Source organism: Alicycliphilus denitrificans, assembly GCF_044792555.1.
Taxonomy (GTDB): Bacteria; Pseudomonadota; Gammaproteobacteria; order Burkholderiales; family Burkholderiaceae_C; genus Alicycliphilus; species Alicycliphilus denitrificans_A.
On sequence record NZ_CP126238.1, the window covers coordinates 3296678 to 3323234 of the forward strand.

General features: G+C 67.6%; 24 protein-coding genes. 14 read left to right on the top strand and 10 right to left on the bottom strand.

Annotation, left to right across the window (positions count from 1 at the left end; translation table 11 throughout):
- Positions 1-5 precede the first annotated feature (5 nt).
- Positions 6-1562 (bottom strand): formate dehydrogenase beta subunit, encoded by a 1557-nt coding sequence (locus P7644_RS15640; RefSeq protein ID WP_404300168.1) that lies wholly within the window; start codon positions 1560-1562, stop codon positions 6-8.
- Complete coding sequence (locus P7644_RS15645) at positions 1559-2056, bottom strand: formate dehydrogenase subunit gamma (RefSeq protein WP_404300169.1); 498 nt, start codon at positions 2054-2056, stop codon at positions 1559-1561. The genes P7644_RS15640 and P7644_RS15645 overlap by 4 nt, the downstream gene beginning before the upstream one ends.
- Positions 2057-2296: 240 nt before the next feature.
- On the opposite strand from P7644_RS15645, the gene P7644_RS15650 reads away from it, so the two are divergent.
- The 4 genes from P7644_RS15650 to ftsB all read left to right on the top strand — a co-directional run bounded on the left by P7644_RS15650 (position 2297) and on the right by ftsB (position 6506).
- Positions 2297-3943 carry a CTP synthase gene (locus P7644_RS15650; RefSeq protein ID WP_404300170.1) on the top strand — a complete coding sequence of 549 codons (1647 nt, stop codon included), beginning with the start codon at positions 2297-2299 and terminating at the stop codon, positions 3941-3943.
- Positions 3944-3948: 5 nt separating this feature from the next.
- Positions 3949-4806: a 3-deoxy-8-phosphooctulonate synthase gene (gene kdsA / locus P7644_RS15655; protein ID WP_404300171.1), complete on the top strand. Its 858-nt coding sequence runs from the start codon at positions 3949-3951 to the stop codon at positions 4804-4806.
- Positions 4807-4907: 101 nt separating this feature from the next.
- Positions 4908-6194 carry a phosphopyruvate hydratase gene (eno, locus tag P7644_RS15660; protein WP_404300172.1) on the top strand — a complete coding sequence of 429 codons (1287 nt, stop codon included), beginning with the start codon at positions 4908-4910 and terminating at the stop codon, positions 6192-6194.
- 24 nt (positions 6195-6218) lie between these two features.
- On the top strand, positions 6219-6506 hold the full coding sequence (ftsB, locus tag P7644_RS15665) for a cell division protein FtsB (protein ID WP_404300173.1): 288 nt from the start codon (positions 6219-6221) through the stop codon (positions 6504-6506).
- A 239-nt stretch (positions 6507-6745) separates the two neighbouring features.
- On the opposite strand, the gene P7644_RS15670 is transcribed toward ftsB, so the two are convergent.
- The 6 genes from P7644_RS15670 to P7644_RS15695 form a co-directional block, all read right to left on the bottom strand.
- Positions 6746-7525: an ABC transporter ATP-binding protein gene (locus P7644_RS15670; protein ID WP_404300174.1), complete on the bottom strand. Its 780-nt coding sequence runs from the start codon at positions 7523-7525 to the stop codon at positions 6746-6748.
- An 8-nt stretch (positions 7526-7533) separates the two neighbouring features.
- Entirely contained in the window at positions 7534-8247 is a 714-nt protein-coding gene (locus P7644_RS15675; RefSeq protein ID WP_404300175.1) for an ABC transporter permease, read from the bottom strand.
- Positions 8244-8933: an ABC transporter permease gene (locus tag P7644_RS15680; protein ID WP_404300176.1), complete on the bottom strand. Its 690-nt coding sequence runs from the start codon at positions 8931-8933 to the stop codon at positions 8244-8246. Before P7644_RS15680 ends, P7644_RS15675 begins: the two co-directional genes overlap by 4 nt.
- Positions 8934-8991: 58 nt before the next feature.
- Positions 8992-9753 carry a transporter substrate-binding domain-containing protein gene (locus P7644_RS15685; protein ID WP_404300177.1) on the bottom strand — a complete coding sequence of 254 codons (762 nt, stop codon included), beginning with the start codon at positions 9751-9753 and terminating at the stop codon, positions 8992-8994.
- Positions 9754-9858: 105 nt separating this feature from the next.
- On the bottom strand, positions 9859-10845 hold the full coding sequence (locus P7644_RS15690) for an Hsp33 family molecular chaperone HslO (RefSeq protein WP_404300178.1): 987 nt from the start codon (positions 10843-10845) through the stop codon (positions 9859-9861).
- A gap of 9 nt (positions 10846-10854) precedes the next feature.
- A complete protein-coding gene (locus P7644_RS15695; RefSeq protein WP_404300179.1) occupies positions 10855-11379 on the bottom strand; it encodes a gamma carbonic anhydrase family protein in 525 nt (174 codons plus the stop codon).
- A gap of 40 nt (positions 11380-11419) precedes the next feature.
- Between P7644_RS15695 and P7644_RS15700 the strand changes: the two genes are divergently transcribed.
- The 3 genes from P7644_RS15700 (at position 11420) to P7644_RS15710 (ending at position 15061) form a co-directional block, all read left to right on the top strand.
- Positions 11420-12232 (top strand): ferritin-like domain-containing protein, encoded by an 813-nt coding sequence (locus P7644_RS15700; protein ID WP_404300180.1) that lies wholly within the window; start codon positions 11420-11422, stop codon positions 12230-12232.
- A gap of 80 nt (positions 12233-12312) precedes the next feature.
- Positions 12313-13581 carry an EAL and HDOD domain-containing protein gene (locus P7644_RS15705; protein ID WP_404300181.1) on the top strand — a complete coding sequence of 423 codons (1269 nt, stop codon included), beginning with the start codon at positions 12313-12315 and terminating at the stop codon, positions 13579-13581.
- Positions 13582-13786: 205 nt separating this feature from the next.
- Positions 13787-15061 carry an EAL and HDOD domain-containing protein gene (locus P7644_RS15710; RefSeq protein WP_404300182.1) on the top strand — a complete coding sequence of 425 codons (1275 nt, stop codon included), beginning with the start codon at positions 13787-13789 and terminating at the stop codon, positions 15059-15061.
- 11 nt (positions 15062-15072) lie between these two features.
- Here P7644_RS15710 and xerD read toward each other — a convergent pair whose 3' ends face one another.
- Positions 15073-15972, bottom strand: coding sequence for a site-specific tyrosine recombinase XerD (xerD, locus tag P7644_RS15715; RefSeq protein WP_404300183.1), 900 nt, complete (start codon positions 15970-15972; stop codon positions 15073-15075).
- Between the two features lie 88 nt (positions 15973-16060).
- On the opposite strand from xerD, the gene P7644_RS15720 reads away from it, so the two are divergent.
- Positions 16061-16978: an AEC family transporter gene (locus P7644_RS15720; RefSeq protein ID WP_404300184.1), complete on the top strand. Its 918-nt coding sequence runs from the start codon at positions 16061-16063 to the stop codon at positions 16976-16978.
- 57 nt (positions 16979-17035) lie between these two features.
- Here P7644_RS15720 and queG read toward each other — a convergent pair whose 3' ends face one another.
- Positions 17036-18100 carry a tRNA epoxyqueuosine(34) reductase QueG gene (gene queG, locus P7644_RS15725; RefSeq protein WP_404303228.1) on the bottom strand — a complete coding sequence of 355 codons (1065 nt, stop codon included), beginning with the start codon at positions 18098-18100 and terminating at the stop codon, positions 17036-17038.
- Positions 18101-18112: 12 nt separating this feature from the next.
- On the opposite strand from queG, the gene tsaE reads away from it, so the two are divergent.
- From tsaE to P7644_RS15755, 6 genes are all read left to right on the top strand, one after another.
- A complete protein-coding gene (gene tsaE / locus P7644_RS15730; protein WP_404300185.1) occupies positions 18113-18622 on the top strand; it encodes a tRNA (adenosine(37)-N6)-threonylcarbamoyltransferase complex ATPase subunit type 1 TsaE in 510 nt (169 codons plus the stop codon).
- Positions 18619-20013: an N-acetylmuramoyl-L-alanine amidase gene (locus tag P7644_RS15735; RefSeq protein WP_404300186.1), complete on the top strand. Its 1395-nt coding sequence runs from the start codon at positions 18619-18621 to the stop codon at positions 20011-20013. Before tsaE ends, P7644_RS15735 begins: the two co-directional genes overlap by 4 nt.
- A 157-nt stretch (positions 20014-20170) precedes the next feature.
- A complete protein-coding gene (gene xdhA / locus P7644_RS15740) occupies positions 20171-21748 on the top strand; it encodes a xanthine dehydrogenase small subunit (RefSeq protein WP_404300187.1) in 1578 nt (525 codons plus the stop codon).
- On the top strand, positions 21745-24174 hold the full coding sequence (xdhB, locus tag P7644_RS15745; RefSeq protein ID WP_404300188.1) for a xanthine dehydrogenase molybdopterin binding subunit: 2430 nt from the start codon (positions 21745-21747) through the stop codon (positions 24172-24174). The genes xdhA and xdhB overlap by 4 nt, the downstream gene beginning before the upstream one ends.
- Positions 24175-24177: 3 nt before the next feature.
- The gene (locus tag P7644_RS15750) at positions 24178-25167 is read left to right on the top strand and encodes a LysR family transcriptional regulator (protein ID WP_404300189.1); all 990 of its coding nucleotides are present in this window, start codon (positions 24178-24180) and stop codon (positions 25165-25167) included.
- 32 nt (positions 25168-25199) lie between these two features.
- Positions 25200-26555: an NCS2 family permease gene (locus P7644_RS15755; RefSeq protein WP_404300190.1), complete on the top strand. Its 1356-nt coding sequence runs from the start codon at positions 25200-25202 to the stop codon at positions 26553-26555.
- Positions 26556-26557: the final 2 nt, after the last annotated feature.

Genomic DNA, 26557 nt, shown 5'->3' on the forward strand with positions numbered 1-26557 from the left:
GAACCTCATGAATGGCTGGTGGCGGCAGGCTGCAGTCCAAAATCCTGCGGGTAATGCGCCAGCGCCGAGAGCACCGGGTAGGGCGTCATGCCGCCCAGGGCGCACAGGCTGGCGTGCAGCATGGTGTCGCACAGGTCGCGCAGCAGCACTTCCTGCTGCTGGCGCTGGTCGCCGCGCAGCAGGCGGTCTATCACCTCCACGCCCCGGATCGAGCCGATGCGGCAGGGCGTGCATTTGCCGCAAGACTCCACAGCGCAAAACGCCATGGCATAGCGTGCCAGCTGCGCCATGTTGGCGCTGTCGTCATGCACCACGATGCCGCCATGGCCCACGCTGGCGCCAACGGCGGCGTAGGCTTCGTAGTCCAGCGGCAGGTCCCAATGCGCCTCGGGCACATAGGCGCCCAGCGGCCCGCCCACCTGGATGGCCTTCACGGGCCGGCCCGAGGCCGTGCCGCCGCCCCAGCCATAGACCAGCTCGCGCAGACTGACACCAAAGGCCTTCTCAATCAACCCGCCGCGTTTCACGTTGCCCGCCAGCTGAATCGGCAGCGTGCCCTGCGAGCGCCCCACGCCATAGCCACGATAGCACTGCGCACCGCGCGCCAGGATGGTGGGCACAGACGCCAGGGTGATGACGTTATGGACCAGGGTGGGGCAGCCCCACAGCCCGCTGTGCGCCGGCAGCGGCGGCTTGGCGCGCACCACGCCGCGCTTGCCTTCTATGCTCTCCAGCATGGCGGTTTCCTCGCCACAGATATAGGCGCCGGCGGCCTTGCGGATTTCCAGGTGAAAGCCTGTGCCCGATTGCAGGATGTCATCACCCAGCAACCCCGCCTGTTCTGCCTGCCGCACGGCCTGCTCCATGGTGGCGACGGCGTGCGGGTATTCCGAGCGGATATAGACATAGCCCTGGCTCGCGCCCACGGCCAGCGCGGCAATCACCATGCCTTCGATGAGCAGGAAGGGGTCGCCCTCCATCAACATGCGGTCGGCAAAATTGCCCGAATCGCCCTCGTCCGCATTGCACACCACATATTTTTGCGCCCCGGCAGCCTGCGCCACGGTGCGCCACTTGATGCCCGCGGGAAACGCGGCGCCACCGCGCCCACGCAGGCCCGAATCGAGCACCTGCTGCACCACGGCGACTGGCGCCATGGCCAGGGCCGCGCGCAGGCCCGTCCAGCCGCCATGCTGGGCGTAATCCTCCAGCGACAGCGGGCGGGTGATGCCCATGCGGGCAAAGCACAGGCGCTCCTGGGTTTTCAGGTAGGCGATGTCCTCGGTGAGGCCCTGGCACAGCGGGTGGGCAGCGCCCTGGTGAAACCCGGCGTCGAACAAACCCGGCACATCGGCCACGCCCACCGGCCCATAGGCCATGCGGCCGGCCGGGGTCACCACCTCCACCAGCGGCTCCAGCCAGAACAGGCCGCGCGAGCCATTGCGCCGCAGTTCCAGCACGATGCCGCGCGCCTGCGCCTCGCGGACCATGGACTCGGCCACGGCGTCGGCCCCCACGGCCAGGGCGGCCGAATCACAAGGAACAAAAATCTGCACCGTCATACAGCCTCCTGGGGACGGCCTAGCAATCGTTCGAAATCCGCCGCCTGCACGCGCCCATGCACCTGGCCGTCGATGGCCATGGCCGGTGCGCAGGCACACAGGCCCAGGCAATACACGGGCTGCAGGGTCACGCCCTGGTCTGCCGTGGTGGCGCCATGCGCGCCGGCCTGCTCGTCCAGCCCCAGGCTTTGGCAGGCGTGCTCCCAGAGCGCCTTGCCGCCCATCGACTGGCAGGCTTCGGCGCGGCACAGCTGCACCACCCGGGCGCCCGGCGGCCGGGTGCGGAAATGGTGGTAGAAGCTCACCACGCCATGCACCTCGGCGCGCGAGAGATTCAGCGCCTGGGCGATGCGCGGCACGGCAGCCGGGGGAATATGGCCGAGCGCATCCTGCACGGCATGCAACACCGGCAAGGTGGCTCCGGGCAGATGCCGGTACTGGGCAATCAGCTCGTCCAGAAGCCTGTCAAGCTTGGAAAGCGTCGGCTCTGTCATGTCGTCTCCTGGTTCTCTCGAGACTGAGAGTGTCCGGCAGATAGCGCAGGAGTGGCAAACTGCGCCTGCACATTTATATACCCGTTGACTGAATGCCCCACTCTCCCGGCCGCGGGTGCGCAGCCGAGTCACCCGGGTTAAAATTGGCGGTTTCAACCGAGCTGCGTCTGCACAACGCCAGTCGCAGACCCGGCTTGCGGTGGGTGGAGCAGCCACCTACCCTCCTCCAGCTTCTAAGACATGACCAAATTTGTCTTCGTCACCGGCGGCGTGGTGTCCTCCCTGGGCAAGGGAATCGCCTCCGCCTCCCTTGCCGCGATCCTCGAATCGCGCGGTCTCAAAGTCACCCTCATCAAGCTCGACCCGTACATCAACGTGGACCCGGGCACCATGAGCCCGTTCCAGCATGGCGAGGTTTTCGTGACCGATGACGGCGCCGAAACCGACCTCGACCTGGGCCACTACGAGCGCTTCATCGAGACGCGCATGAAGCAGGCCAACAACTTCACCACCGGCCGCATCTACCAGAGCGTGCTGGAAAAAGAGCGCCGCGGCGACTATCTGGGCAAGACCGTGCAGGTCATCCCGCATGTCACCAACGAGATCCAGGAATTCATCAAGCGCGGTGCCGGCATCGGCACACCCGATGCGGTCGATGTGGCCATCTGCGAGGTCGGCGGCACGGTGGGCGACATCGAGTCCCTGCCCTTCCTGGAGGCCGCGCGCCAGCTGTCGCTGAAACTGGGCCCGAACAACTCGGCCTTCGTGCACCTGACCTACCTGCCCTGGATCGCCACGGCCGGCGAGCTCAAGACCAAGCCCACCCAGCACACGGTGCAGAAGCTGCGCGAGATCGGGATTCAGCCCGACGCCCTGCTGTGCCGCGCGCACCATGCCGTGCCCGAGGAGGAGCGGGAAAAGATCTCCCTGTTCACCAACGTGCAGGAATGGGGCGTGATCAGCATGTGGGACGTGGACACCATCTACAAGGTGCCGCGCATGCTGCACGAGCAGGGCCTGGACGGCCTGATCTGCGACAAGCTGCGCCTGAACACGCCGCCCGCCAACCTGAAGCGCTGGGACGACCTGGTACGCGAGTACGAGCACCCGCAGGGCGAGGTGCAGATCGCCATGGTGGGCAAGTACGTCGAGCTGTCGGACGCCTACAAGTCGGTGAACGAGGCCCTCAAGCACGCGGGCATGCAAAGCCATGTGCGCGTGAAGATCACGCATGTGGACTCCGAGACCATCACCGACGCCAACGCCGCCGCGCAGCTCTCCCAGTACCACGCCATCCTCGTGCCCGGCGGCTTTGGCAGCCGCGGCGTGGAGGGCAAGATCTCCACGGCGCGCTATGCGCGCGAGCACAAGGTGCCGTATCTCGGCATCTGCTTGGGGATGCAGGTGGCCACCATCGAGTACGCACGCCATGTGGCGGGCCTGAAAGATGCCAACTCCACCGAGTTCGACCCCGCCACGCCCCACCCGGTGATCGCCCTGATCACCGAGTGGAAGGACGAGGACGGCAGCATCAAGACGCGCGACGAGAACTCCGACCTGGGCGGCACCATGCGCCTGGGCGCGCAAAGCTCCGACGTGCAGGCCGGCACGCTGGCGCACAGCATCTATGGCAGCGTGGTGACCGAGCGCCACCGCCACCGCTACGAGGCCAACGTGCAGTACCTGGACCAGCTGCGCGCCGCAGGCCTGGTGATCTCGGCGCTCACGCAGCGCGAGCAGCTGACCGAAATCGTGGAACTGCCGCAGGCCGTGCACCCCTGGTACATCGGCGTGCAATTCCACCCTGAGTTCAAGTCCACGCCCTGGAACGGCCACCCGCTGTTCAACGCCTTCGTGAAGGCGGCCCTTGCACATCAAAAGGCCTGACCACCATGAAACTCTGCGGCTTCGACGTTGGCCTGGAGCGGCCCTTTTTCCTCATCGCCGGCACCTGCTCCATCGAGGGCCTGGACATGTCGCTCGACGTGGCCGGCCAGCTCAAGGAAACCTGCGCGGCCCTGGGCATCCCGCTGATCTACAAGGGCTCGTTCGACAAGGCCAACCGCTCGTCGGGCAGCAGCCAGCGCGGCGTGGGGATGGAGGCGGGGCTGAAAATCCTTGATGAAGTGCGCCGCCAGCTGCAGCTGCCCATCCTCACCGACGTGCACGAGGCCGCGCAGGTGGCCGAGGTGGCGAGCGTGGTTGATGTGCTGCAAACGCCCGCCTTCCTGTGCCGCCAGACCGATTTCATCCGCGCCGTGGCGCAGTCGGGCAAGCCGGTGAATATCAAAAAAGGCCAGTTCCTCGCCCCCTGGGACATGAAGAACGTGATCGACAAGGCCCGCGCCGCCGCCGCCGAGGTCGGGCTGTCCGAAGACCGCTTCCTGGCCTGTGAGCGCGGCGTGAGCTTTGGCTACAACAATCTCGTGGCCGACATGACCAGCCTGGCCGAGATGCGCAAATCCGGCGCGCCGGTGGTGTTCGACGTCACCCACTCGGTGCAAAAGCCCGGCGGCCTGGGCGCGGTGAGCGGCGGCGCACGCGAGATGGTGCCGGTGCTGGCCCGCGCCGGCGTCGCTGTGGGCGTGGCGGGCCTGTTCATGGAAGTGCATCCCCGGCCGGCCGAGGCCTGGTCCGACGGGCCCAATGCCGTGCCGCTCAAGCACATGCGCGCGCTGCTGGAGAACCTGGTCGCGCTTGATGCCGTGACGAAAAAATCCGGCTTTCTGGAAAACGACTTTGCGGCCTGAGGAGGCTATCACTTCGATAGCTGCTTGCGCTTGATAGGCAAAGGCTGTAGGCCATTTTCATTCACAAAACACCCCGATCTCAAGCAACCTAAGGAAACACCATGAGTGCAATTGTTGACATCGTAGGCCGCGAAGTGCTGGACAGCCGTGGCAACCCCACCGTCGAATGCGACGTGCTGCTCGAATCGGGCGTGATGGGCCGCGCCGCCGTGCCCAGCGGCGCCTCCACCGGCTCGCGCGAGGCCATCGAGCTGCGCGATGGCGACAAGGCACGCTACCTGGGCAAGGGCGTCTTGAAGGCCGTGGAGCACATCAACACCGAGATCTCCGAGGCCGTGCTGGGCCTGGACGCCTCCGAGCAGGCCTTCCTGGACAAGACCCTGATCGACCTGGACGGCACCGAGAACAAATCGCGCCTGGGCGCCAACGCCATGCTGGCCGTCTCCATGGCCGTGGCCCGCGCCGCCGCTGAAGAGGCCGGCCTGCCGCTGTACCGCTACTTCGGCGGCATGAACGGCTGCCAGCTGCCCGTGCCGATGATGAACGTCATCAACGGCGGCGCCCACGCCAACAACACGCTGGACCTGCAAGAGTTCATGATCATCCCCGTGGGCGCGCCGAGCTTCCGCGAGGCCCTGCGCTGGGGCGCCGAGGTGTTCCACGCGCTGAAGAAGATCATCCACGACAAGGGGATGAGCACCGCCGTGGGCGATGAGGGCGGCTTTGCGCCTTCCGTGGAGAACCACGAGGCGGCGATCCAGCTGATCCTGGAAGCCATCGACAAGGCCGGCTATACCGCGGGCGAGCAGATCGTGCTGGGCCTCGATTGCGCGGCCAGCGAGTTCTACAAGGACGGCAAGTACGTGCTCGAAGGCGAAGGCGGCATCCAACTGACGGCCCAGCAGTGGACCGACATGCTGGCCACCTGGGTGGACAAGTACCCCATCATCTCCATCGAGGACGGCATGGCCGAGGGCGACTGGGACGGCTGGAAGATCCTCACCGAGCGCCTGGCCGACAAGGTGCAGCTGGTGGGCGACGATCTGTTCGTGACCAACACCAAGATCCTGAAGGAAGGCATCGACAAAAGAATAGCCAACTCCATCCTCATCAAGATCAACCAGATCGGCACCCTGACCGAAACCTTCGCCGCCATCGAGATGGCCAAGCGCGCCGGCTACACGGCGGTGATCAGCCACCGCTCGGGCGAGACCGAGGACAGCACCATTGCCGACATCGCCGTGGGCCTGAACGCCGGCCAGATCAAGACCGGCTCGCTCTCGCGCTCGGACCGCATCGCCAAGTACAACCAGTTGCTGCGCATCGAGGAAGACCTGGGCGACGTGGCCGAGTACCCGGGCCGCGCCGCGTTCTACAACCTGCGTTAAGCCACCCCAGGCTGCTGTGCCGCCATGGCCAACCGCATCGTCCCGCTGTTCCTGCTGCTGCTGCTCGTGGCCATCCACGCGCAGCTGTGGACGGGGCGCGGCAGCGTCGGCCATGTGCAGGAGCTGCGCCGGCAAATTGCCCAGCAGCAGGCGGCCAACGCCCAGGCGCGGGCGGCCAACGAACGCCTCGCCGCCGAGGTCGGCGACCTCAAGAACGGCCTGGAGATGGTCGAGGAAAAGGCGCGCAGCGAGCTGGGCATGGTCAGGCCGAGCGAGATCTACGTGCAGGTGGTGCGCCCCGCTGGGAAGTGACATCCCCCTGAGCGGCTACGCCGCTTCCCCCCCTTCTCTCTACGCGCTGCGCGCTACGGGAAGGGGGACGACGCCAGCGCAGCGGGGCGGCCCTTGCGCGGCGTCCGCTAACCTGGGACGCGCCAGTTTCGTAGGTCGCGGATGGTGCAACGCCCGGAGAAAGACCGACTGCACTTAATACAAAAAGAGCTGCCAGCGCTTACCCATAAAGCGCTGGCAGCTCTTTTTTTATGAGCAAATTACTTCAAGTTGCCTGACAGGAAGCGCGCCAGGCGCTCGCTCCTGGGGTTGGCCATGACCTCGCGCGGGTCGCCCTGCTCTTCAATCAGGCCCTGGTGCAAAAAGATCACCTGGTTGGAGACCTCGCGCGCAAAGCCCATCTCGTGCGTCACCACCAGCATGGTGCGCCCTTCCTGCGCCAGCAGCTGCATCACACGCAACACCTCGCCGACCAGCTCCGGGTCGAGCGCGCTGGTGGGCTCGTCGAACAGCATCACCTCCGGCTCCACGGCCAGCGCCCGGGCAATGGCCACGCGCTGCTGCTGGCCGCCGCTCATGTGGTTGGGGTAGGCGTCCTCGCGCCCCTCCAGTCCCACCAGGCGCAGGTATTTGCGCGCGCGTTCTACCGCCTCGTCGCGCGGCAGCCCCAGCACATGCACCGGCACCTCGGTGATGTTGGCCAGCACCGTCATGTGCGCCCACAGGTTGAAATGCTGGAACACCATCGCCAGGCGCGTGCGCAGGCGCTGCAGCTGCTTCTGGTCCGCCGCCTCCAATGCGCCATCGCGTGCCGGGCGCAGGCTGAGCTCCTCGCCCGCCACCAGGATGCGGCCCTGCTGCGGGCGCTCCAGCAGGTTGATGCAGCGCAAGAGCGTGCTCTTGCCCGAGCCCGAGCTGCCGATGATGCTGATCACGTCGCCCGCGTGCGCGGTCAGCGACACGCCCTTGAGCACCTCGTTGGCGCCGTAGCGCTTGTGGATGTCCAGGGCCTGGAGTTTGACGGGGGTGTTGCGATTCATGAAATGGCTCATGCTCTGCGCGGCGCCAGATAGCCCAGAAAACGCCGCTCCATGAGCTTGGATACGGCGATCAGGCACAGGGTGATGCACAGGTAGATGACGGCGGCAAACAGATAGGCCTCGAACGGCAGGTAGAAGTCGGCATAGACGCGGCTGGCCGCGCCCGTCAGGTCCAGGAGCGCCGGCACGGTGCTGGCCAGGCTGGAGCTGTGCAACATCATCACCACCTCGTTGCCATAGGCCGGCAGCATGCGGCGGATGGCGCTGGGCAGCACGATGCGGCGCATCAGCAGCCACGGGCCCATGCCCATGGCGCGCGCGGCCTCGACCTCGCCCTTGGAGGTCTCGCGGATGCTGCCCGCCAGGGTTTCGGCCGTGTAGGCCGCGGTGTTCAGGCTGAACGACAGCAGGGTGCAGAAGAACGGCTCCTTGAAGTTCGTCCAGGGCCAGACATCGTCCCAGCGCGCCTGCACCCATTCGAGCTGCGCCACGCCGTAGTAGATCAGGTAGACCTGGATCAGCAGCGGCGTGCCACGCATGAAGTAGGTGAAGGCCTGCGCCGGCCAGCGCAGCCAGGCATTGCTGCTGACCAGCGCCAGCGCGCAGGCCAGCGCCAGCACGGCACCCAGCCCCAGGCTGTACAGCGTCAGCTGCAGGGTGACGAGCAGGCCCTCGCCGTACAGCGCCAGGGTGTCGGGTTCGAGGATGACGGCCCAGTTCATAGCAGCTGCACCTTGTCCGTGCCCAGGCTGTAGCGTGCGCTCACGCGCCGCAGCGCCCACAGCGACAGCGAGGTGAACACCAGGTACAGGGCGGCGGCAAACAGGAAGAAGGCAAAGGGCTCGCGCACCGCGGCGCTGGACTGCTTGGCCAGGTAGGTCATGTCATGCAGGCCGATCAGGCTCACCAGGGCCGTGGCCTTGATCAGCACCAGCCAGTTGTTGGTGAAGCTCGGCAGCGCGTAGCGCACCATCTGCGGCAGGGTGATGCGCACAAAGGTCTGCAGGCGCCCCATGCCGAAGGCCCAGGCGGCCTCCATCTGGCCGCGGGGAATGGCCAGGATGGCGCCGCGGAAGGTCTCGGTCATGTAGGCGCCGTAGATGAAGCCTATGGTCAGCACGCCGGCGACGAAGGGATCCAGGTCCACGCCCTCCTGGTTGCCCCACAGCTCCAGCAGGTGGTTCAGGCCGATGGCTCCGCCATAGAAGATGAGCAGCATCATGAGCAGTTCGGGGATGCCGCGCACCACGGTGGTGTAGAGCTGGGCCAGCCACACCAGCGGACGGCTGCCCGAGAGCTTGGCCGCCGCGCCAGCCAAGCCCAGCAGCGTGGCAACGGCGAGCGAGGCCAGCGACACGCCGACGGTCAGCAGCGAGCCATGAAGAATGGCCAGGTAGTAATCACTCATGGTTGAAGGCTGGGCGTTTGGCCAGCGTGGTGCGCGCCCGCCCAACGCCCAACAAACATCACTTGCCGTAGGGATCGAAGTCGAAGTACTTCTTGGCGATCTTGTCGTAGGTGCCGTTGGCGCGGATGGTGTCGATCGCGTCGTTGAGCTGCTGCTTCAGGTCACCCTGGCCCTTGCGCAGTGCGATGCCTATGCCCTCGCCGTAGTACTTCACGTCGTACTGGTCGGCGCCCACATAGCCATAGTCCTTGCCCTCGGGCTTGCGCAGGAAGCCGCCGTTGACCTCGACCTTGTCGGCCACCGTGCCGTCGATGCGCCCGGCCTGGATGTCCAGGTAGACCTGGTTCTGCGACTGGTAGGGCACGACGGTGACGCCGGCGGGCTTGAGCTCGCCCAGCGCCCATTTCTCCTGCGTGCTGGCCTTGAGCACACCGATCTTCATGCCCTTGAGCGATGCCGGCCCCTCGTACTTGACACTCTTCTTCACCACGATGGCGCTGGGCGTCTTGTAATAGCGCTTGGTGAAGTCCACCACGCGGGCGCGCTCGGGCGTGATCGACATGGAGCTGACGATCACGTCGAATTTCTTGGCTTGCAGGCCGGGGATGATGGAATCCCACTCGGACTCGACGAACACGCACTTGCGCTTGATCTGCTCGCACAGAGCGTTGGCGATATCCACGTCAAAACCGACGATCTCGCCCGTGGCGGTCTTGGACTCAAAAGGTTCGTAGGCCGGATTCAGGCCGACGCGCAGGTCGGCGGCAAGGGCCGAGCCCGCCAGGCCGGCGAGCGCCAGGGCAATGATGCTTTTGCGCATGGGTTGGTTTCCTTGAACGGAGGACAAAGGGCGTATTGTCGCCGCTGCGCGCGGCCGGGCCGGCAGGAAACCCTGGCCCTGCCCCATGGCAGCGCGATGAGATGGCTATTGCACGGACGAGGAGACCGGCGGCTGCTGGCCCGGCGCGGTGAACAGCTGGGCCGCATCCACGGCGTCGAAATGGTATTGCTGGCCGCAGTATTCGCAGCCCACCTCGATGTTGCCGCGCTCTGCCAGCACGCTCTGCACCTCATCCTGGCCCAGGCTGCGCAGCATGTTGCCCACGCGCGTGCGGCTGCACGAGCACGCAAAGCGCGGGCCGCTCTCGCCCTGCTGGGGCACGAAGCGCAGCAGCTTCTCCTCCCAGAACAGGCGGCGCAGTATGGTCTCCACGTCCAGGGTGAGCAGTTCCTCGCGCGTGAGGCTGGCGGCCAGCGTGGCAATGCGGTTGTAGTCCTCGTTGTGGCCGATCTGGTCCTCGTCAGCCTGGCCCGCACCGCCCGCCAGATTGCCCTCGCCCTTGATGGGCATGCGCTGGATCAGCAGGCCCGCGGCCACCTGGTCGTTGGCGGCCAGCACCAGCGTGGTGTCCAGCTGCTCGGACTGCAGCATGTAGTGCTGCAGCACCTCGGAGAGGCGCGACAGCTTTTCCTTGTGGTCGCCATGCAGTGGCACCACGCCCTGATAGGGCTGCTGACCCGGCAGGCGGTCCTGGGGGTCGAGCGTGATGGCGCAGCGCCCGCCGCCGCCCACATTCACCATATCCGGCAGGCGGGCACCCGCCGGCAGTTCGCCCACCACCGAGGCCGTGGCACGCAGGCTCAGGTCGGACTGCACCTCGGCCACGGCCAGCTTCACCGGGCCGTCGCCAAAGACCTGCAGCACCAGCGCGCCGTTGAATTTGATGTTGGACTGCATCAGCACGGCGGCGGCCGCCATCTCGCCCAGCAGTTCGCTCACGGGCCCGGGGTAGGGCCCGGTCTCGGTGTTGCCGGCACGGCGCGCGAGCAACTCGGTCCAGGCCTCGGTCAGGCGCACGACCATGCCGCGCACGGGCAGGCCATCAAACAAGAATTTGTGCAGTTCAGACATCCAGTCGCATCAATCCAGTTGGCGCAGTCCCGCCTTGAAGCGGCGCGCGTTCTCCATATAGTGCCGCGCGCTTTGGCGCAGCCCCTCGATCTGCTCGGGCGTGAGCTGGCGCACGACCCGGGCGGGACTGCCCAGGATCATGGAGCCGTCGGGAAATTCCTTGCCCTCGGTGACCAGCGAACCGGCGCCCACCAGGCAGTTCTTGCCGATCTTCGCGCCGTTGAGCACCACGGCGCCGATGCCGATCAGCGACTCGTCGCCAATCGTGCAGCCATGCAGCATGACCTTGTGGCCCACGGTGACGCGCTCGCCGATCACCAGCGGCTGGCCGCGGTCGGCATGCAGCACGCTGGCATCCTGCACGTTGCTGCCGGCGCCAATGGCGATGCTCTCGGTGTCGCCGCGCACCACCGTGGCAAACCACACGCTGGCCTCCTCGCCCAGCACCACCTTGCCCATGACCTGGGCACTGTCGGCCACCCAGGCCGAGCCCGCCAGCTGCGGCGCCACGCCATCGAGTTCATAGATCGCCATTGCCCACTGCCCCCGTTGTTCGAAACCTACAATTGTAGGTATGGAGCTTCGCCAACGTGCCCTGGAGGTCTTGCGCCTCTCAGACCCAGAAGAAAAATCGGCTGCGGCGCTTAGTATGCAAGCGCAAGCAGCTTCTTTTTCAATAGCATTGCAAACCCCCATCCCCCTCCCGGATGCGGATGCGCACACCCTGCCAGGCCGTCCCGCACGCCCCGAGCTGCGGCACCACACGGCCGTGGCACGGCGCTCGCCGGCCACGGCGCAGGGGCGGGCCGTGCTGATCCATGCCATTGCGCATATCGAGTTCAACGCCATCAACCTGGCGCTGGACGCCATCTGGCGTTTTGCCGGCATGCCCGAGCAGTTCTACCTCGACTGGCTGCGCGTGGCCGCCGAGGAGGCCAAGCACTTTCGGCTGCTGCGCGACCACCTGCGCCAGCACCTGGGACAAGACTATGGCGACTTTCCCGCGCACCAGGGCCTGTGGACGATGTGCGAGAAGACGGCGCAGGACATCGTGGCGCGCATGGCCCTGGTGCCGCGCACGCTGGAGGCGCGCGGCCTGGACGCCACGCCGCTGATCCAGCACAAGCTGCGCAGCGTGGGCACGCCCGACGCACTGGCCGCCGTGGCCATCCTGGACATCATCCTCGCCGAGGAAGTCGGCCATGTGGCCATAGGCAACCACTGGTACGGCTGGCTGTGCGCGCGCCAGGGACTGGACCCGGTGGCGCACTACGCCGGGCTGGTCGAGCGCTACGAGGCGCCGCGCCCCAGGCCGCCGCTGAACGAGGCGGCACGCCGCGCCGCAGGCTTCAGCGAGGCGGAGATACTCTGGCTGCAGCACGGCTGAGCGAATCGGCGGGCTTGGGTCGCACTTGGGCCCCATGACAACCGGCTTACCTACAATGAGGGATCAGCCCCCACCCCGTCATGTCGATCCCTCTTCCCGCTCACCACAGCACGAGCACGGCCGCCGCCGCGCCGGGCGGCGGCGCCATGATTGCACGCCAGGCCATCATGAACGACCAGCAGGCGGTCATCGGCTACGAGTTGCTCAACCGCTCGCGCGCCCATGCCGAGCACACGGCCGCCAGCGATGTGCTGCTGGTCTTTACGGCGCTGTCGCATGCGGGCGCAGAAGAGCTGTTCGGCAAGATGCTGATCTTCGTCAACTGCACCCATGAGAGCCTGAGCGGCGGCCACCTGGAGCTGGTGAGCCCCGACAAGGTGGTGCTGGAGATCCCACCGCTGGGCCATGCGGCCATGGAGGAGGTGCAGGCGCGCAGACCGATTCTGGCCGACCTGCGCGAGCGCGGCTTTCACCTGGCCTTCAGCCACCAGGTGCTGGAATCGGCCTATGCCCCATGGCTCGCCCTGGCGGACTACATCAAGCTCGACATCAGCCTGCTGCCTCCCGACCAGCTGGCCGTGCTCGTCAACTACGCCGGGCGGCACTCGCAGGCCCGACTGATCGCCGAGAAAATAGAAACCGCGCAGCAATACCAGCTGGCGGCATCACTGGGCGTGCAGCTGTTCCAGGGCTACTGGTTTGCCCGCCCGACGCTGGTGCAGGCCAAGCTGCTGCCCCCCGCGCAGGCCAGCATCGTGCAGTTGCTGAACCTGTTGCGCCGCCAGGCCGCCACCACAGAGATCGAGGAAGTGCTCAAGAAGGATGCGGGCCTGGCCTTCAACCTCATGCGCCTGATCAACTCCGCCAGCCTGGGGCTGTCGCACGAGATCACTTCCTTGCGCCAGGCGGTGCTGCTGCTGGGCCTGAAGAAGCTGTTCCGCTGGGCCGCACTGCTGCTCACGGCGGTGCGCAGCGGCGGCACGCCGCCCGCGGTGGGCCAGACCGCGGTGGTGCGCGGCCGGTTCATGGAGCTGCTGGCACGCGAATTCATGTCGCCCGAAGAGGCCGACCAGGCCTTCGTGATCGGCATCTTCTCCCTGCTCGACCAGATGCTGGCCATGCCCCTGGCCACTGCCGTGGGATTGCTCCATCTTCCAGACGAACTCTCCGCCGCGCTGCTGCAGCGCGACAACATCTATGGCCGGCTGCTCACCCTGGTGGAAACCTGCGAAAGCGGTGACGACGGCCGCTTTGACGAGGCCGTGCAAACACTGCCGCTATCGGGCCAACAGATCAACTGGGCCCACCTGCAGGCCCTGGCCTGGGCCGACCAGGTCACACAGGCCTGAGACTGAGAGGCTGAGAGTCTTTTGCCCATGCCCGCCTTGCACACCAAGACACCCTCGCTTTTCGTTGCAAATGCTCGCCATAGCCCACGCTATGGCTGTGCTTTGCGCCTCAATCAAGGGCGTTTTGATGCGCCTTTCGGGCACGTCCCAAAAAACTCTCAGCCTCTGAGACTTTTGTCGCCCACACCCAAGAATTGATTGCCCCATGTCCAGCACCGCAGATTCCGCTACTGAAGCGCTACCCGGCACGGAAGACGCAGACGATCTGGTCGTCCTTGCCCGCCAGGCCATTTTGGATGACAAGCGCGCCGTCTTCGGCTACGAGCTTTTCGACCGCTCCACCTCCTCCAGCTCCCACACCGCGGCCAGCGATGCGGCAATGCTGTTCAACGCCTTGTGCTATGCCGGCGCCGAAGTGCTGGGCAACCAGAAGGTCGTCTTCATCAACTGCACCCATGCCAGCCTGGCCGGTGGCCACCTGGAGCTCATCCACCCCGAAAAGGTGGTGTTGGAAGTGCCGGCGCTGGCCGCCAACGCCACGCCAGAACAGATCGAGCAGCTGCTGCCCACGCTGCAGGCACTGCGCGCGCGCGGCTTTCGCCTGGCCTTCAGCCAGGACGTGCTGCGCCGCGCCTACGGCAATTGGCTGCCGCTGGCCTCGTTCATCAAACTGGACATGCTGGCCATCAAGCCGCAACTCATCGAGCCGCTGGTGAAATATGTGCAGGCCAACTCTCAGGCCACGCTGGTCGCCGAGAAGGTGGAGACGGCCGAGCAGCACGCGCACATGGCCTCCCTGGGCGTGAAGCTGTTCCAGGGCTACTGGTTCGCCCGCCCCTCGATGGTCAAGGCGCAGACCATACGCCTCGCGCAAGCCAACATCATCCAGCTCATCAACCTGGTGCGTCAGCAAGCGAGTACGGCAGAGATCGAAGATCTGCTGAAAAAAGACCCCACGCTCTCCTTCAACCTGCTGCGCTTCATCAACTCCTCGGGGTTCGGGCTGTCGTGCGAGGTCACCTCGTTCCGCCACGCGGTGATGATCCTCGGACTGAAGAAACTCTTTCGCTGGGCGGCGCTGCTGCTCACCACCTCGCGCAAGGACGGCGCGCCACCGGCCGTGGGCCAGACCGCCGTGGTGCGCGGCCGGCTCATGGAGCTGCTCGCCGCCGAGCTGCTGCCCAAGGAGGAATGCGACAACGCCTTCGTGGTGGGCGTGTTCTCGCTGCTCGACAGCATGCTTGGCATGCCCATGGAGCAGGCCCTGGAGAGCGTGGCCCTGCCCGAGTCCGTGCAGGACGCGCTGCTGCACAACCAGGGGGTGTTCGCGCCCTTTCTTGAACTCACCAAGGCCTGCGAAAGCGGCGACGACGAGGCCTTTGCACGCACGGCCGAGGCGCTGCACCTGTCCAACCGCCAGGTCAACTGGGCCCACCTGCAGGCCCTGGCCTGGGCCGAGAGCCTGACCGCCGAGGCATAGCATCCGCCCTCTTACCCGCGCGGATGGTGCTGCGCATGCAGCTGCTTCAGGCGCTCGCGCGCCACATGGGTATAGATGGTGGTGGTGGAAATATCCGCATGGCCCAGCAGCAGCTGCACCACGCGCAGGTCCGCGCCGTGGTTCAGCAAATGCGTGGCAAACGCATGGCGCAGCGTGTGCGGCGACAGCGGCGCGGTGATGCCGGCGATCCGCGCGCATTTCTTCACGATGACCCAGAACATCACGCGCGACATGGCGCTGCCGCGCTGGGTCACGAACAGGTCATCGGTCTGCTGGCCGGCGAGGATGGCGCCGCGGCCCTCGGCCAGGTAGCGCTCCAGCCAGCGCCGCGCCTCCTCGCCGAAGGGCACGAGCCGCTCCTTGCCGCCCTTGCCCATGATGCGCAAGACCCCCTCGGCTAGGCCCAGGTGGAAGGTCTTGAGCGTGACCAGTTCGCTCACGCGCAGGCCGCTGGCATACATCAGCTCCAGCATGGTGCGGTCGCGCAGGCCCAGCGGCATGGCCGTGTCGGGGGCGTGCAGCAGCGCCTCGACCTGCGCCTGCGTGAGTGTCCCCGGCACGCGCAGCGGCTGGCGCGCGGCCAGCAGGCGCACCGTAGGGTCCTGCACGATGCGCCGCTCGCGCAGCGCCCAGTGGAAGTAGCGGCGCAGCACCGTCAGGCGCCGGTTGGCGGTGGTGACCCGCGTCTGGGCATGGCGCGCGGCGAAGTAGCCCTGCAGGTGGTGCTCGGCCGTGGCGTCCAGGGCCAGCGGCGGCGCCTGCGCGCCCAGCCACTGGGCGTACAGCGTCAGGTCGCGCCGGTAGGCGGACAAGGTGTTGCGCGACAGGCCGTCCTCCAGCCACAGGGCGTCTAGAAACAAGTCGATGGCGTTCTGGCTTTCGGGCAACATGCTCAAAAAATGGTTTTTGCGCGATTGTGCAAGCGTTCGTCACGCCCGATGACGCCCAACCGATCAAAGCCGCGCTAGGCGCTGCGCTATGCTGCGCGCCGTGAATTACGCGCAGCTCCTTTTCCCCGACTTCTCCCTGATCCTGTGCGGCTACCTGATCTGCCGCTACACGCCACTGAACCGCAGCGTCTGGCAACCGGTGGAGAGCCTGGTGTACTACCTGCTGTTTCCGGTGCTGCTGTTCCAGTCCATCGTCAAGAGCCCCATCGACATCGGCGAGGCCGCCGGCCTGATCGCCGCCGGCGTGGGCACCGGCCTGTGCGGCGTGGCCCTGGCCTACAGCCTGCCGCACCTGCCCTGGCTGGGCCGGCACATCGACCGGCGCGACCACGCGGCCGCGGCCCAGGTGGCATTTCGCTTCAACTCCTTCATCGTGCTGGCCCTGGCCGAGCGCCTGGCCGGCACCCAGGGCCTGCTGATGGTGGCCGTGCTCATCGGCGTATGCGTGCCGATGTTCAACGTGGCGGCCGTCTGGCCCATGGCGCGCGGCGGGCAGCGGGGTTTTCTGGGCGAGCTGCTGCGCAACCCGCTGATCATCGCCACGGCCACGGGGCTGGCCGCCAACCTGCTGGGCCTGCGCATACCGCCATGGCTGGAGCCCTCGGTGAGCCGCATCGGCGCCGCCTCGCTGGCCCTGGGGCTGATGGCGGCCGGCGCCGGCATGCAGTTCGGCCTGCTCACGCGCAGCAAGCTGCTGTCGGTGTCGGTGCTAGCCATACGCCACCTGGTGCAGCCGCTCATCGCCTGGGGGTTTGCACACCTGCTGCGGCTCGATGCCACGCAGACCACGGTACTGATGGCGTTTTGCGCCGTGTCCACGGCCTCCAGCTGCTATGTGCTGGCGGCGCGCATGGGCTACAACGGCGCCTATGTGGCGGGGCTGGTCACGCTGTCCACAGTGCTGGGCGTGGTGAGCCTACCGTTTGCGCTCGGCCTGTTGCGTTAACACTATTTTGTTGATAGCTATCAACGCTCTATCCGAGCGCGATTCAGCCTGTTTTATCTAAATTCCTTGGGTCAATGCCCAGGCCACATGCTCACGCACCAGGGGGCTCGGGTCTTCGGCGCGCGCGGCCAGCGCGGCCCGCAGGGCCAGCTGCTCGCCAGCATCCGCCGTGGCGCGCAGCGCATTGCCCAGCGCCACGGCGATGTTGCGCAGCCAGCGCTCATGCCCTATACGGCGTATCGGCCCGCCCTCGGTCAGGCGCAGGAAGGTGGGCTCGTCCCAGGCGAACAGCTGCACCAGTGACTGGCCCACCAGGCCCGCACGCGCATCGAAGTCGGGCAGGCTGCTGGCGTGGGCATATTTGTTCCAGGGGCAGACGAGCTGGCAGTCGTCGCAGCCGTAGATGCGGTTGCCCATGAGCGGGCGCAGCTCCAGGGGAATCGGCCCGGCATGCTCTATGGTCAGGTAGGAGATGCAGCGGCGCGCGTCCACGCGGTGCGGCGCGACGATGGCCTGGGTGGGGCAGACGTCCATGCAGGCCTGGCAGCTGCCGCAGTGCGCGGTGACGGGCGCCGTGGGTTCCAGCGCCATGTCCAGGTAAATCTCACCCAGGAAGAACATCGAGCCCGCCTCGCGCGAGAGCACCAGCGTGTGCTTGCCGCGCCAGCCCTGGCCGCTGCGGCGCGCCAGCTCCGCCTCCAGCACGGGCGCCGAGTCGGTGAACACGCGGTGGCCGAAGGGGCCCACGGCCTCGGCGATGCGCTCACTCAACTTTTGCAGGCGCGCGCGCAGCACCTTGTGGTAGTCGCGTCCCCGGGCATAGACGGAGACGATGGCCTCGGTGGGACGGGCCAGACGGTCGAATTCGATGGCCTGCCAGCCCCCGGGCGTGTCCATGGGCGTATCGCGCGGCAGGTAGTCCATGCGCGCGGTGATCACGCTCACCGTGCCCGGCACCAGCTCGGCCGGGCGCGCACGCTTGAGGCCGTGCGCCTGCATGTAATGCATCTCGCCATGGAAACCTTCGGCCAGCCATTGCATCAACCCCTGCTCGGCGGCGGACAGGTCCACACCGGCCACGCCGATTTGGGAAAATCCCAGTTCGCGCGCCCAGCCCTGAATTTGAGGAATAAGTTGACTGCTGCCGATCATCACCACCCGATTGTAGAAACGCCGCACCGCCTGTCACTGCACTGGCAGGGCGAGGACGATACGGCGCGCTTTGCCGCGCGCCTGGCCGCGCAGCCGGGACTGGCCAATGCCTTCATCGCCCTGCATGGCGACCTGGGCGCGGGCAAGACCACGCTGGTGCGCCACCTGCTGCGCGCCCTGGGCGTGGCCGGGCGCATCAAGAGCCCGACCTACGCCGTGGTCGAGCCGCACCAGGCGCCGGGCCTGGCCATCTGGCATTTCGACTTCTACCGCTTCCATGACCCGCGCGAATGGGAGGACGCGGGCTTTCGCGACATCTTCGCCGGCCCCGGCCTGAAGCTGGCCGAATGGCCAAACAACGCAGCAGGCCTTACCCCACCAGCGGATATTGCTATTTACATTGAAGCAGAGGATGATCAGGCCCGGCATGTGACACTGCAGGCGCATACGCCGCCAGGCTGCGCCATCCTGCAAGGACTCGACCACCCATGAGCGCTGTGCCTTCCCCCCACCCGCACCACACCCGGCGCCGGATGCTGCAGGCAGGCAGCCTGGTGCTGCTGCTGGGCGCGCAGCAGATCGCGCGCGGCGCCGCCATCGTCGCCGTGCGTGTCTGGCCCGCGGCCGACTATTCGCGCGTGACCATAGAGTCCGACCGCCAGCTCGTCACCAAACAGACCTTCGTGCCCACGCCGCCACGCCTGGCGGTGGACATCGAGGGCATAGACCTGGACCCCTCGCTGCGCGAATTGGTGGCCAAGGTGCAGCCCGACGACCCCAACATCGCCGGCATCCGCGTGGGCCAGAACGCCCCCGGCGTGGTGCGCCTGGTGGTGGACCTGAAGCAGGCGGCAAGGCCCCAGGTGTTCAGCCTGCTGCCAGTGGCCGCCTACCAGCATCGCCTGGTGTTCGACCTCTACCCCGCCGCCCCAGCCGATCCGCTGGAGGCCCTGATTGCCGAGCGCCTGCGCGATGCCAACGCGCCCACGCCCGCGCCGCCGCCCGCACCGGAGACCGCCAGGGCGCCCACCACCGCCGACCCGCTGGGGGATTTGATTGCACAGCGCAGCCAAAAACCCGAATCCCCCCCCCCGGCTGCGCCGCCCCAGCCACGCAACGCCACGCCCGCACGCGCACCCACCAGCGTGGCGCGCGCCACAGACCGCCTGATCATCATCGCCCTCGATCCCGGCCATGGCGGCGAAGACCCGGGCGCCATAGGCCCCGGCGGCACACGCGAGAAGGACGTGGTGCTGAAGGTGGCGCGCCAGCTGCGTGACCGCATCAACGCCTCCCAGGTGGGCGGCAACCCCATGCGCGCCTTTCTCACGCGCGATGGCGACTACTTCGTGCCCCTGGGCACGCGCGTGGAGAAGGCCAGGCGCGTGCAGGCCGACCTGTTCGTCTCCATCCATGCCGACGCCTTCACCAACCCCGATGCACGCGGCGCCAGCGTGTTTGCGCTGAGCCAAGGCGGCGCCTCCAGCTCGGCCGCACGCTGGCTCGCCAACAAGGAGAACGAGGCCGACCTGATCGGCGGCGTGAACGTGGGTGGCCAGGACCGCCATGTGCAGCGCGCCCTGCTGGACATGAGCACCACGGCGCAGATCAACGACAGCCTGAAGCTGGGCAGCGTGCTGCTGGGCGAGATCAAAGGCATGGCCAGGCTGCACAAGCCGCGCGTGGAGCAGGCCGGCTTTGCGGTGCTGAAGGCCCCCGACATTCCCAGCGTGCTGGTGGAGACGGCCTTCATCAGCAACCCCGAGGAAGAGGCCAAGCTGCGCTCGGCCGCCTACCAGGAGCAGCTGGCCGACGCGCTGATGCGCGGCATCCTGCGCTACTTCGCCAAGAACCCGCCGCTGGCACGCAGCCGGTCGGTGTAATGGGGGTTGGGCGCGCCGCGGGTTAACCCAGGCCTTATAAGATTTATTGCATATCAAATATTGAGGCCCCAGAATGTTCCGGGGCCTCACCTCGGTGCACCATAGATGCAACGACGGCGCCCCGCCAGCCCGCCCCATTGCACATATGGATTGCCCCATGACAGACACCGCCCCGCCCCCTGCCAACGCCAGGCCCATCCGCTTCTACCACCGCGGCGCGATCGTCAGCATCCAGGGGCCGCACAGCACGCGCACGGTGCTCGACTGGCTGCGCGAGGACGCACGCTGCAGCGGCACCAAGGAAGGCTGCAACGAGGGCGACTGCGGCGCCTGCACCGTGGTGCTGGGCGAGCTCGGTCCCGACGGTCAGTTGCGGCTGGCAAGCGCCAATGCCTGCATCCAGTTCCTGCCCACGCTCGACGGCAAGGCCTTGTTCACCGTGCAAGACCTGCAGGGCCTGGCGCCTGCCGCTACGTCTGGTGGCGCCGGCTCGGCTCAGCCCCTGCACCCGGTGCAACAGGCCCTGGTCGAATGCCACGGCTCGCAATGCGGTTTTTGCACCCCTGGCTTTGCCATGTCGCTGTGGAACAGCTACGAGCGGCACCAGCAGGCCGGCACCCGGCCCACACGCCAGCAACTGGCCGACGAGCTCTCGGGCAACCTGTGCCGCTGCACCGGCTACCGCCCCATCCTGGACGCGGGCCAGCGCATGTTCGACCTGCCCACGGCCCGGCTCGACCGTGCGGCCATCACCCAGGCGCTGCAAGGCCTGGCGCGGGAACCAGCGCTCACCTACAGCGCGCCCGGCCCCACCACCGGCCAGGCGCGCGCCGCCCGCTTCCACGCCCCGCGCAGCATCCAGGAGCTGGCCGCGCTGCGCCTGGCCTTGCCCCAGGCCCGGCTGCTGGCGGGCGGCACCGACATAGGGCTGTGGGTGAACAAGCAGTTTCGCGACGTGGGCGAACTGATTTACCTGGGCCCTGTGTCCGCGCTGCGCGCCGTGCAGGAGCGCGGCCAGGAGCTCTGGATAGGCGCGGGCGCCACGCTGGAGCAGGCCTGGGCCGCGCTGGCCGCACGCGCGCCGGCGCTCACCGATGTCTGGCTGCGCTTTGCCTCGCCACCCATACGCCACACGGGCACCATGGGCGGCAACCTGGCCAACGGCTCGCCCATCGGCGACGCGGCGCCCATCCTGATGGCGCTGGACGCCGAGCTGGAGCTGCGCCGCGGCGATGCCCTGCGCCGCCTGCCCCTGCCCGCGTTCTACCTGGGCTACATGCAGAACGCGCTGCAGGAGGGCGAATTCGTGCAGGCCATCGTCGTGCCGCAGGCGGCCTTTGCGCGCCAGCTGCGCGGCTACAAGATCAGCAAGCGTTTTGACTGCGACATCTCGGCGCTGTGCGCGGGCATGGCCATCGAGCTGGATGGAGAGACGGTCGCCAGCGTGCGCCTGGCCTACGGCGGCATGGCGGCCACCGTGCGGCGTGCGGCGCAGGCCGAGGCCGCGCTGCTGGGCCGGCCCTGGAACGAGGACAGCGTGCGCGCCGCGCAGCAGGCGCTGGCGCAGGATTTCCAGCCCCTTACCGACATGCGCGCCAGCAGCGCCTACCGCCTGCAGGTGGCGCAGAACCTGCTGCGGCGCCTGTGGCTGGAGACCCGCCCCGACGATCCGCTGGACACCGGCGCCACCAGCGTTTTCAGCGTGATGCCGCACGCTCAGGAGAACCCATCATGAACAAGCCCGTTGCCAGCGAACTGCTGCAGCGCCCGGCCGCCTTCGCCCCTTACCAGGACAACCAGCAGCTGCGCCTGGACGCCGCTGCCGAGGCTGGCGCCCACCAGGCGGGCGCACGCGTGGGCATCAGCCAGGCGCATGAATCGGCCAGCCTGCATGTGACGGGTGCCGCCACCTATACCGACGACATTCCCGAACTCGCGGGCACGCTGCACTGCGCGCTGGGCCTGGCCCCGGTGGCCGCGGGCCGCCTGCTGTCGATAGACCTGGACGCCCTGCGCGCCCAGCCCGGCGTGGTGCATGTGTTCACCGCCGCCGATATTCCCGGCAGCAACGACTGGGGCTCCATCGTGCACGACGACCCCATCCTGTGCATGGGCGAGATCCGCTACCTGGGTCAGCCGGTGTTTGCCGTGGTGGCCGAGACCCGGGCCCAGGCCCTGCGCGCCGCCGCCCTCGCCAAGAAGGTGGTGCGGGTCGAGGCGGCGGCGCCCGTGCTCACGCCGCAGGAGGCGCATGCGCGCGGCCAGTACGTGGTGCCGCCCATGCATTTGACGCGCAGCGAGAGCGGCCTGGATGAGGCCGGCATACGCGCGCGCATCGCCGCCGCGCCACACCGGCTGCAGGGCCAGCTCGACGTGGGCGGGCAGGAGCAGTTCTACCTGGAGGGCCAGATCAGCTACGCCATCCCGCGCGAAGGCAATGCCATGCATGTCTACTGCTCGACCCAGCACCCCAGCGAGATGCAGCACCTGGTGGCGCATGCGCTGGGCGTGCAGGCGCATGCGGTGCAGGTGGAATGCCGGCGCATGGGCGGTGGCTTTGGCGGCAAGGAGTCGCAGTCGGCGCTGTTCGCCTGCATGGCCAGCGTGGCGGCGCGGCGCCTGGCGCGCCCGGTGAAGCTGCGCCTGGACCGCGACGACGACTTCATGATCACCGGCCGGCGCCACTGCTTCTGGTACGAGTACGACGTGGGCTACGACGACGCCGGCCGCATCCTGGGCGCCGCCATCATCATGGTCTCGCGCGCGGGCCATTCGGCCGACCTGTCGGCCCCGGTGATGACGCGCGCGCTGTGCCACTTCGACAACGCCTACTGGCTGCCCGAGGTGGCCATGCACGGCTACTGCGGCAAGACGAATACGCAGAGCAACACCGCGTTCCGCGGCTTTGGCGGGCCGCAGGGCGCGATCGCCATCGAGTACATCCTCGACAGCATTGCGCACGATCTGGGCCAGGATCCGCTGGCCGTGCGCCGCGCCAACTTCTACGGCAAGAGCGAGCGCAACGTCACGCCCTACCTGCAGACGGTGCGCGACAACGTGATCCACGAACTGGTGGACCAGCTGGAGGAGCAGAGCGGCTACCAGGCGCGCCGCGCCGCCGTGGCCGCGTTCAACGCGCAAAGCCCGGTGCTCAAGCGCGGCCTGGCGCTCACGCCGGTGAAGTTCGGCATCAGCTTCAACGTCAAGCATTTCAACCAGGCGGGTGCGCTGGTGCATGTCTACACCGACGGCTCCATCCTCGTGAACCACGGCGGCACCGAGATGGGCCAGGGCCTGAACACCAAGGTGGCCCAGGTGGTGGCGCACGAGCTGGGCGTGGGCTTCGAGCGCGTGCGCGTCACGGCCACCGATACAGCCAAGGTGGCCAACACCTCGGCCACCGCCGCCTCCACGGGCACGGACCTGAACGGCAAGGCCGCGCAGGATGCCGCACGCCGGATCCGCGAACGCCTGGCGGCCTGCGCCGCCGCGCGCCACGGCGGCAGCAGCGGGGAGGTGCGCTTTGCCAACGACCGCGTCGAAGTGAACGGCCAGACGCTCGCGTTCGAGGCCCTGGTGGGCCAGGCCTACCTGGACCGCGTGCAGCTGTGGTCCGACGGCTTCTACGCCACGCCCGGCCTGTCCTGGGACAAGGACAGGATGCAGGGCAACCCGTTCTACTATTTCGCCTACGGCGCCGCCGTGAGCGAGGTGGTCATCGACACCCTGACCGGCGAATACAAGCTGCTGCGCGCCAACGTGCTGCACGACGTGGGACGCTCGCTGAACCCGGCCGTGGACATAGGCCAGGTCGAAGGCGCCTTCATCCAGGGCATGGGCTGGCTGACCATGGAGGAGCTGGTCTGGCACCCCCAGACCGGCCTGCTGATGACGCACGCGCCCAGCACCTACAAGATTCCCACGGCCAACGACTGCCCGCCGGAATTCAACGTGCAGCTGTTCCAGGGCGCGAATGTCGAGGACTCCATTCACCGCAGCAAGGCCGTGGGCGAGCCGCCGCTGCTGCTGCCGTTCTCGGTGTTCTTTGCCATTCGTGACGCCGTGGCCGCCGCCGGCGGGCACCGCACACCGCCGCCCCTGCAGGCGCCCGCGACCAGCGAGGCGATCCTGCGCGCCATCGCGGCCGTGCAAGCCGCCTGAGCCATGCCTGCGCACGGCCCTTCAACGCCCCCACCCGGGGTGCCCGGCGAACGCCATCTGTTCGACCGCATCGACCTGCACCTGATACGCGTGCTGCACCAGGTGCTGACCGAGCGCAGCGTCTCGCGCGCGGCGCTGCGCTTGGGCATGCACCAGCCGGCCGTGTCCAGCGCGCTCAAGCGCCTGCGCGAGCTTGCGGGGGACCCGCTGCTGGTGAGAAACGGCGCGCACATGGTGCCCACCGAGGCCGGGCAGCGCATGCTGGAGCCGGCAGCCAACGTGCTGCGCGCGGCCGAGACGCTGTTCACCGAGGCGCGCAGCTTTGACGCACGCACCAGCTGCCAGACCTTCCGCATCGCGGCCAGCGACTACCTGGATCCGCTGTTCCTGCCACGCCTGGTGGCCGACATACAGCGCCAGGCACCGCTGGCCAAGGTCGAGATCCATGCGCTCACGCGCGAAGGCGACTACCGCGCGCAGCTGGCCCTGGGCGAGATCGACCTGGTCATAGGCAACTGGCTGCAGCCGCCCGACGAGCTGCACCTGGCACGCCTGTTCAGCGACGAGGTGGTGTCGCTCGTCAGCCGCCATCACCCGGCCGTGCGCCGTGGCTGGGACGAGGCCGCCTGGCTCTCTGCCGAGCACATTGCGCCTATGCCCACGCACGCCGGCGCGCGCGGCATCATCGACCAGATGCTCGACGGCCTGGGGCTGCAGCGCCATATCGCCGTGCGCAGCGCCTATTTCAGCCTGATACCGGAGATGGTGGCCGGCACCCGGCTGGTGCTGACCACGGGGCGCCGCTACTGCGAGCGCGTGGCCAGCCGCCTGCCCCTGGTGATGCTGCCCTGCCCCGTCGCCATGCCGCCGCTGCTGTACTACCAGCTATGGCATGCGCGCAGCCAGCATTCCAGCAGCGCGCGCTGGCTGCGCGAGCGCACGCGCGAGGCCATAGCGGCCCTGCAGGCCGAGCCCCCGCCCCAGCATCCCTGACCCCAGCCGCAACAAGCAAGGAGACAAGCACCATGAACGCCAATGACCTGTCGGGCGTGCCAGCCACGCCCACGTCACCCCCATCCACGGGCCTGACGGAGCGCCTGTTCAAGCTGCATGAGCACGGCACCACCGTGCGCACGGAGCTGATCGCGGGCCTGACGACCTTTTTGACGATGGCCTACATCATCTTCGTCAACCCCTCCATCCTCGGCGACGCCGGCATGCCCAAGGACGCGGTATTCGTCGCCACCTGCCTGATCGCCGCGCTGGGCTCGGCCATCATGGGCCTGTATGCCAACTACCCCATCGCCATGGCGCCGGGCATGGGCCTCAACGCCTATTTCGCCTACGCCGTGGTGCTGCACATGGGCTTCACCTGGCAGGCGGCGCTGGGCGCGGTGTTCATCTCGGGCTGCCTGTTCCTGGCCGTGACGCTGCTGGGCCTGCGCGGGCTCATCATCCGCGGCATTCCGCAGTCGCTGCGCAATGCCATCACCGTGGGCATAGGGCTGTTCCTGGCGCTGATTGCGCTCAAGAGCGCCGGCATCGTCGTGGGCGACAAGGCCACGCTGGTGACGCTGGGCGACCTGCACTCCGCCCCCGTGATCCTCGCCGTGCTGGGCTTCATCGCCATCGTGGCACTGGACAAGGCGCGCGTGCCCGGCGCCATCCTGATCGGCATCGTGGGCGTGACCATTGCCTCGTTCTTCTTTGGCGGCAACCAGTTCCACGGGCTGTTCTCGGCACCGCCCTCGATCGCACCCACCTTTTTGCAGCTCGACATCCACACCGCGCTGACCAAGGGCCTGCTCAACGTGGTGCTGGTGTTCTTCCTGGTCGAGCTGTTCGACGCCACCGGAACGCTCATGGGCGTGGCCAAGCGCGCGGGCCTGCTGGTGCCCGGCAAGATGGAGCGGCTCAACAAATCGCTGCTGGCCGACAGCAGCGCCATCTTCGCCGGTGCGCTGCTGGGCACGTCGAGCACCACCGCCTATGTCGAGAGCGCCTCGGGCGTGCAGGCGGGCGGGCGCACCGGGCTCACGGCGCTGACGGTGGCCGGGCTGTTCCTCGCCTGCCTGTTCATCGCCCCGCTGGCGGGCGTGGTGCCGGCCTACGCCACGGCCCCCGCGCTGTTCTTCGTCGCCTGCCTGATGCTGCGCGAGCTCACCGAGCTCGACTGGAACGACTCCACCGAGACCGTGCCCGCCGCCGTCACCGCGCTGATGATGCCCTTCACCTACTCCATCGCCAACGGCCTGGCCTTTGGCTTCATCACCTACGCCGGCATCAAGCTGTGCACCGGCCGCGTGCGCGAGGTGCATCCCATGGTGTGGCTCATCGCCGGCGTGTTCCTGTTCAAATTTTTCTACATAGGAGGGCACTGAGC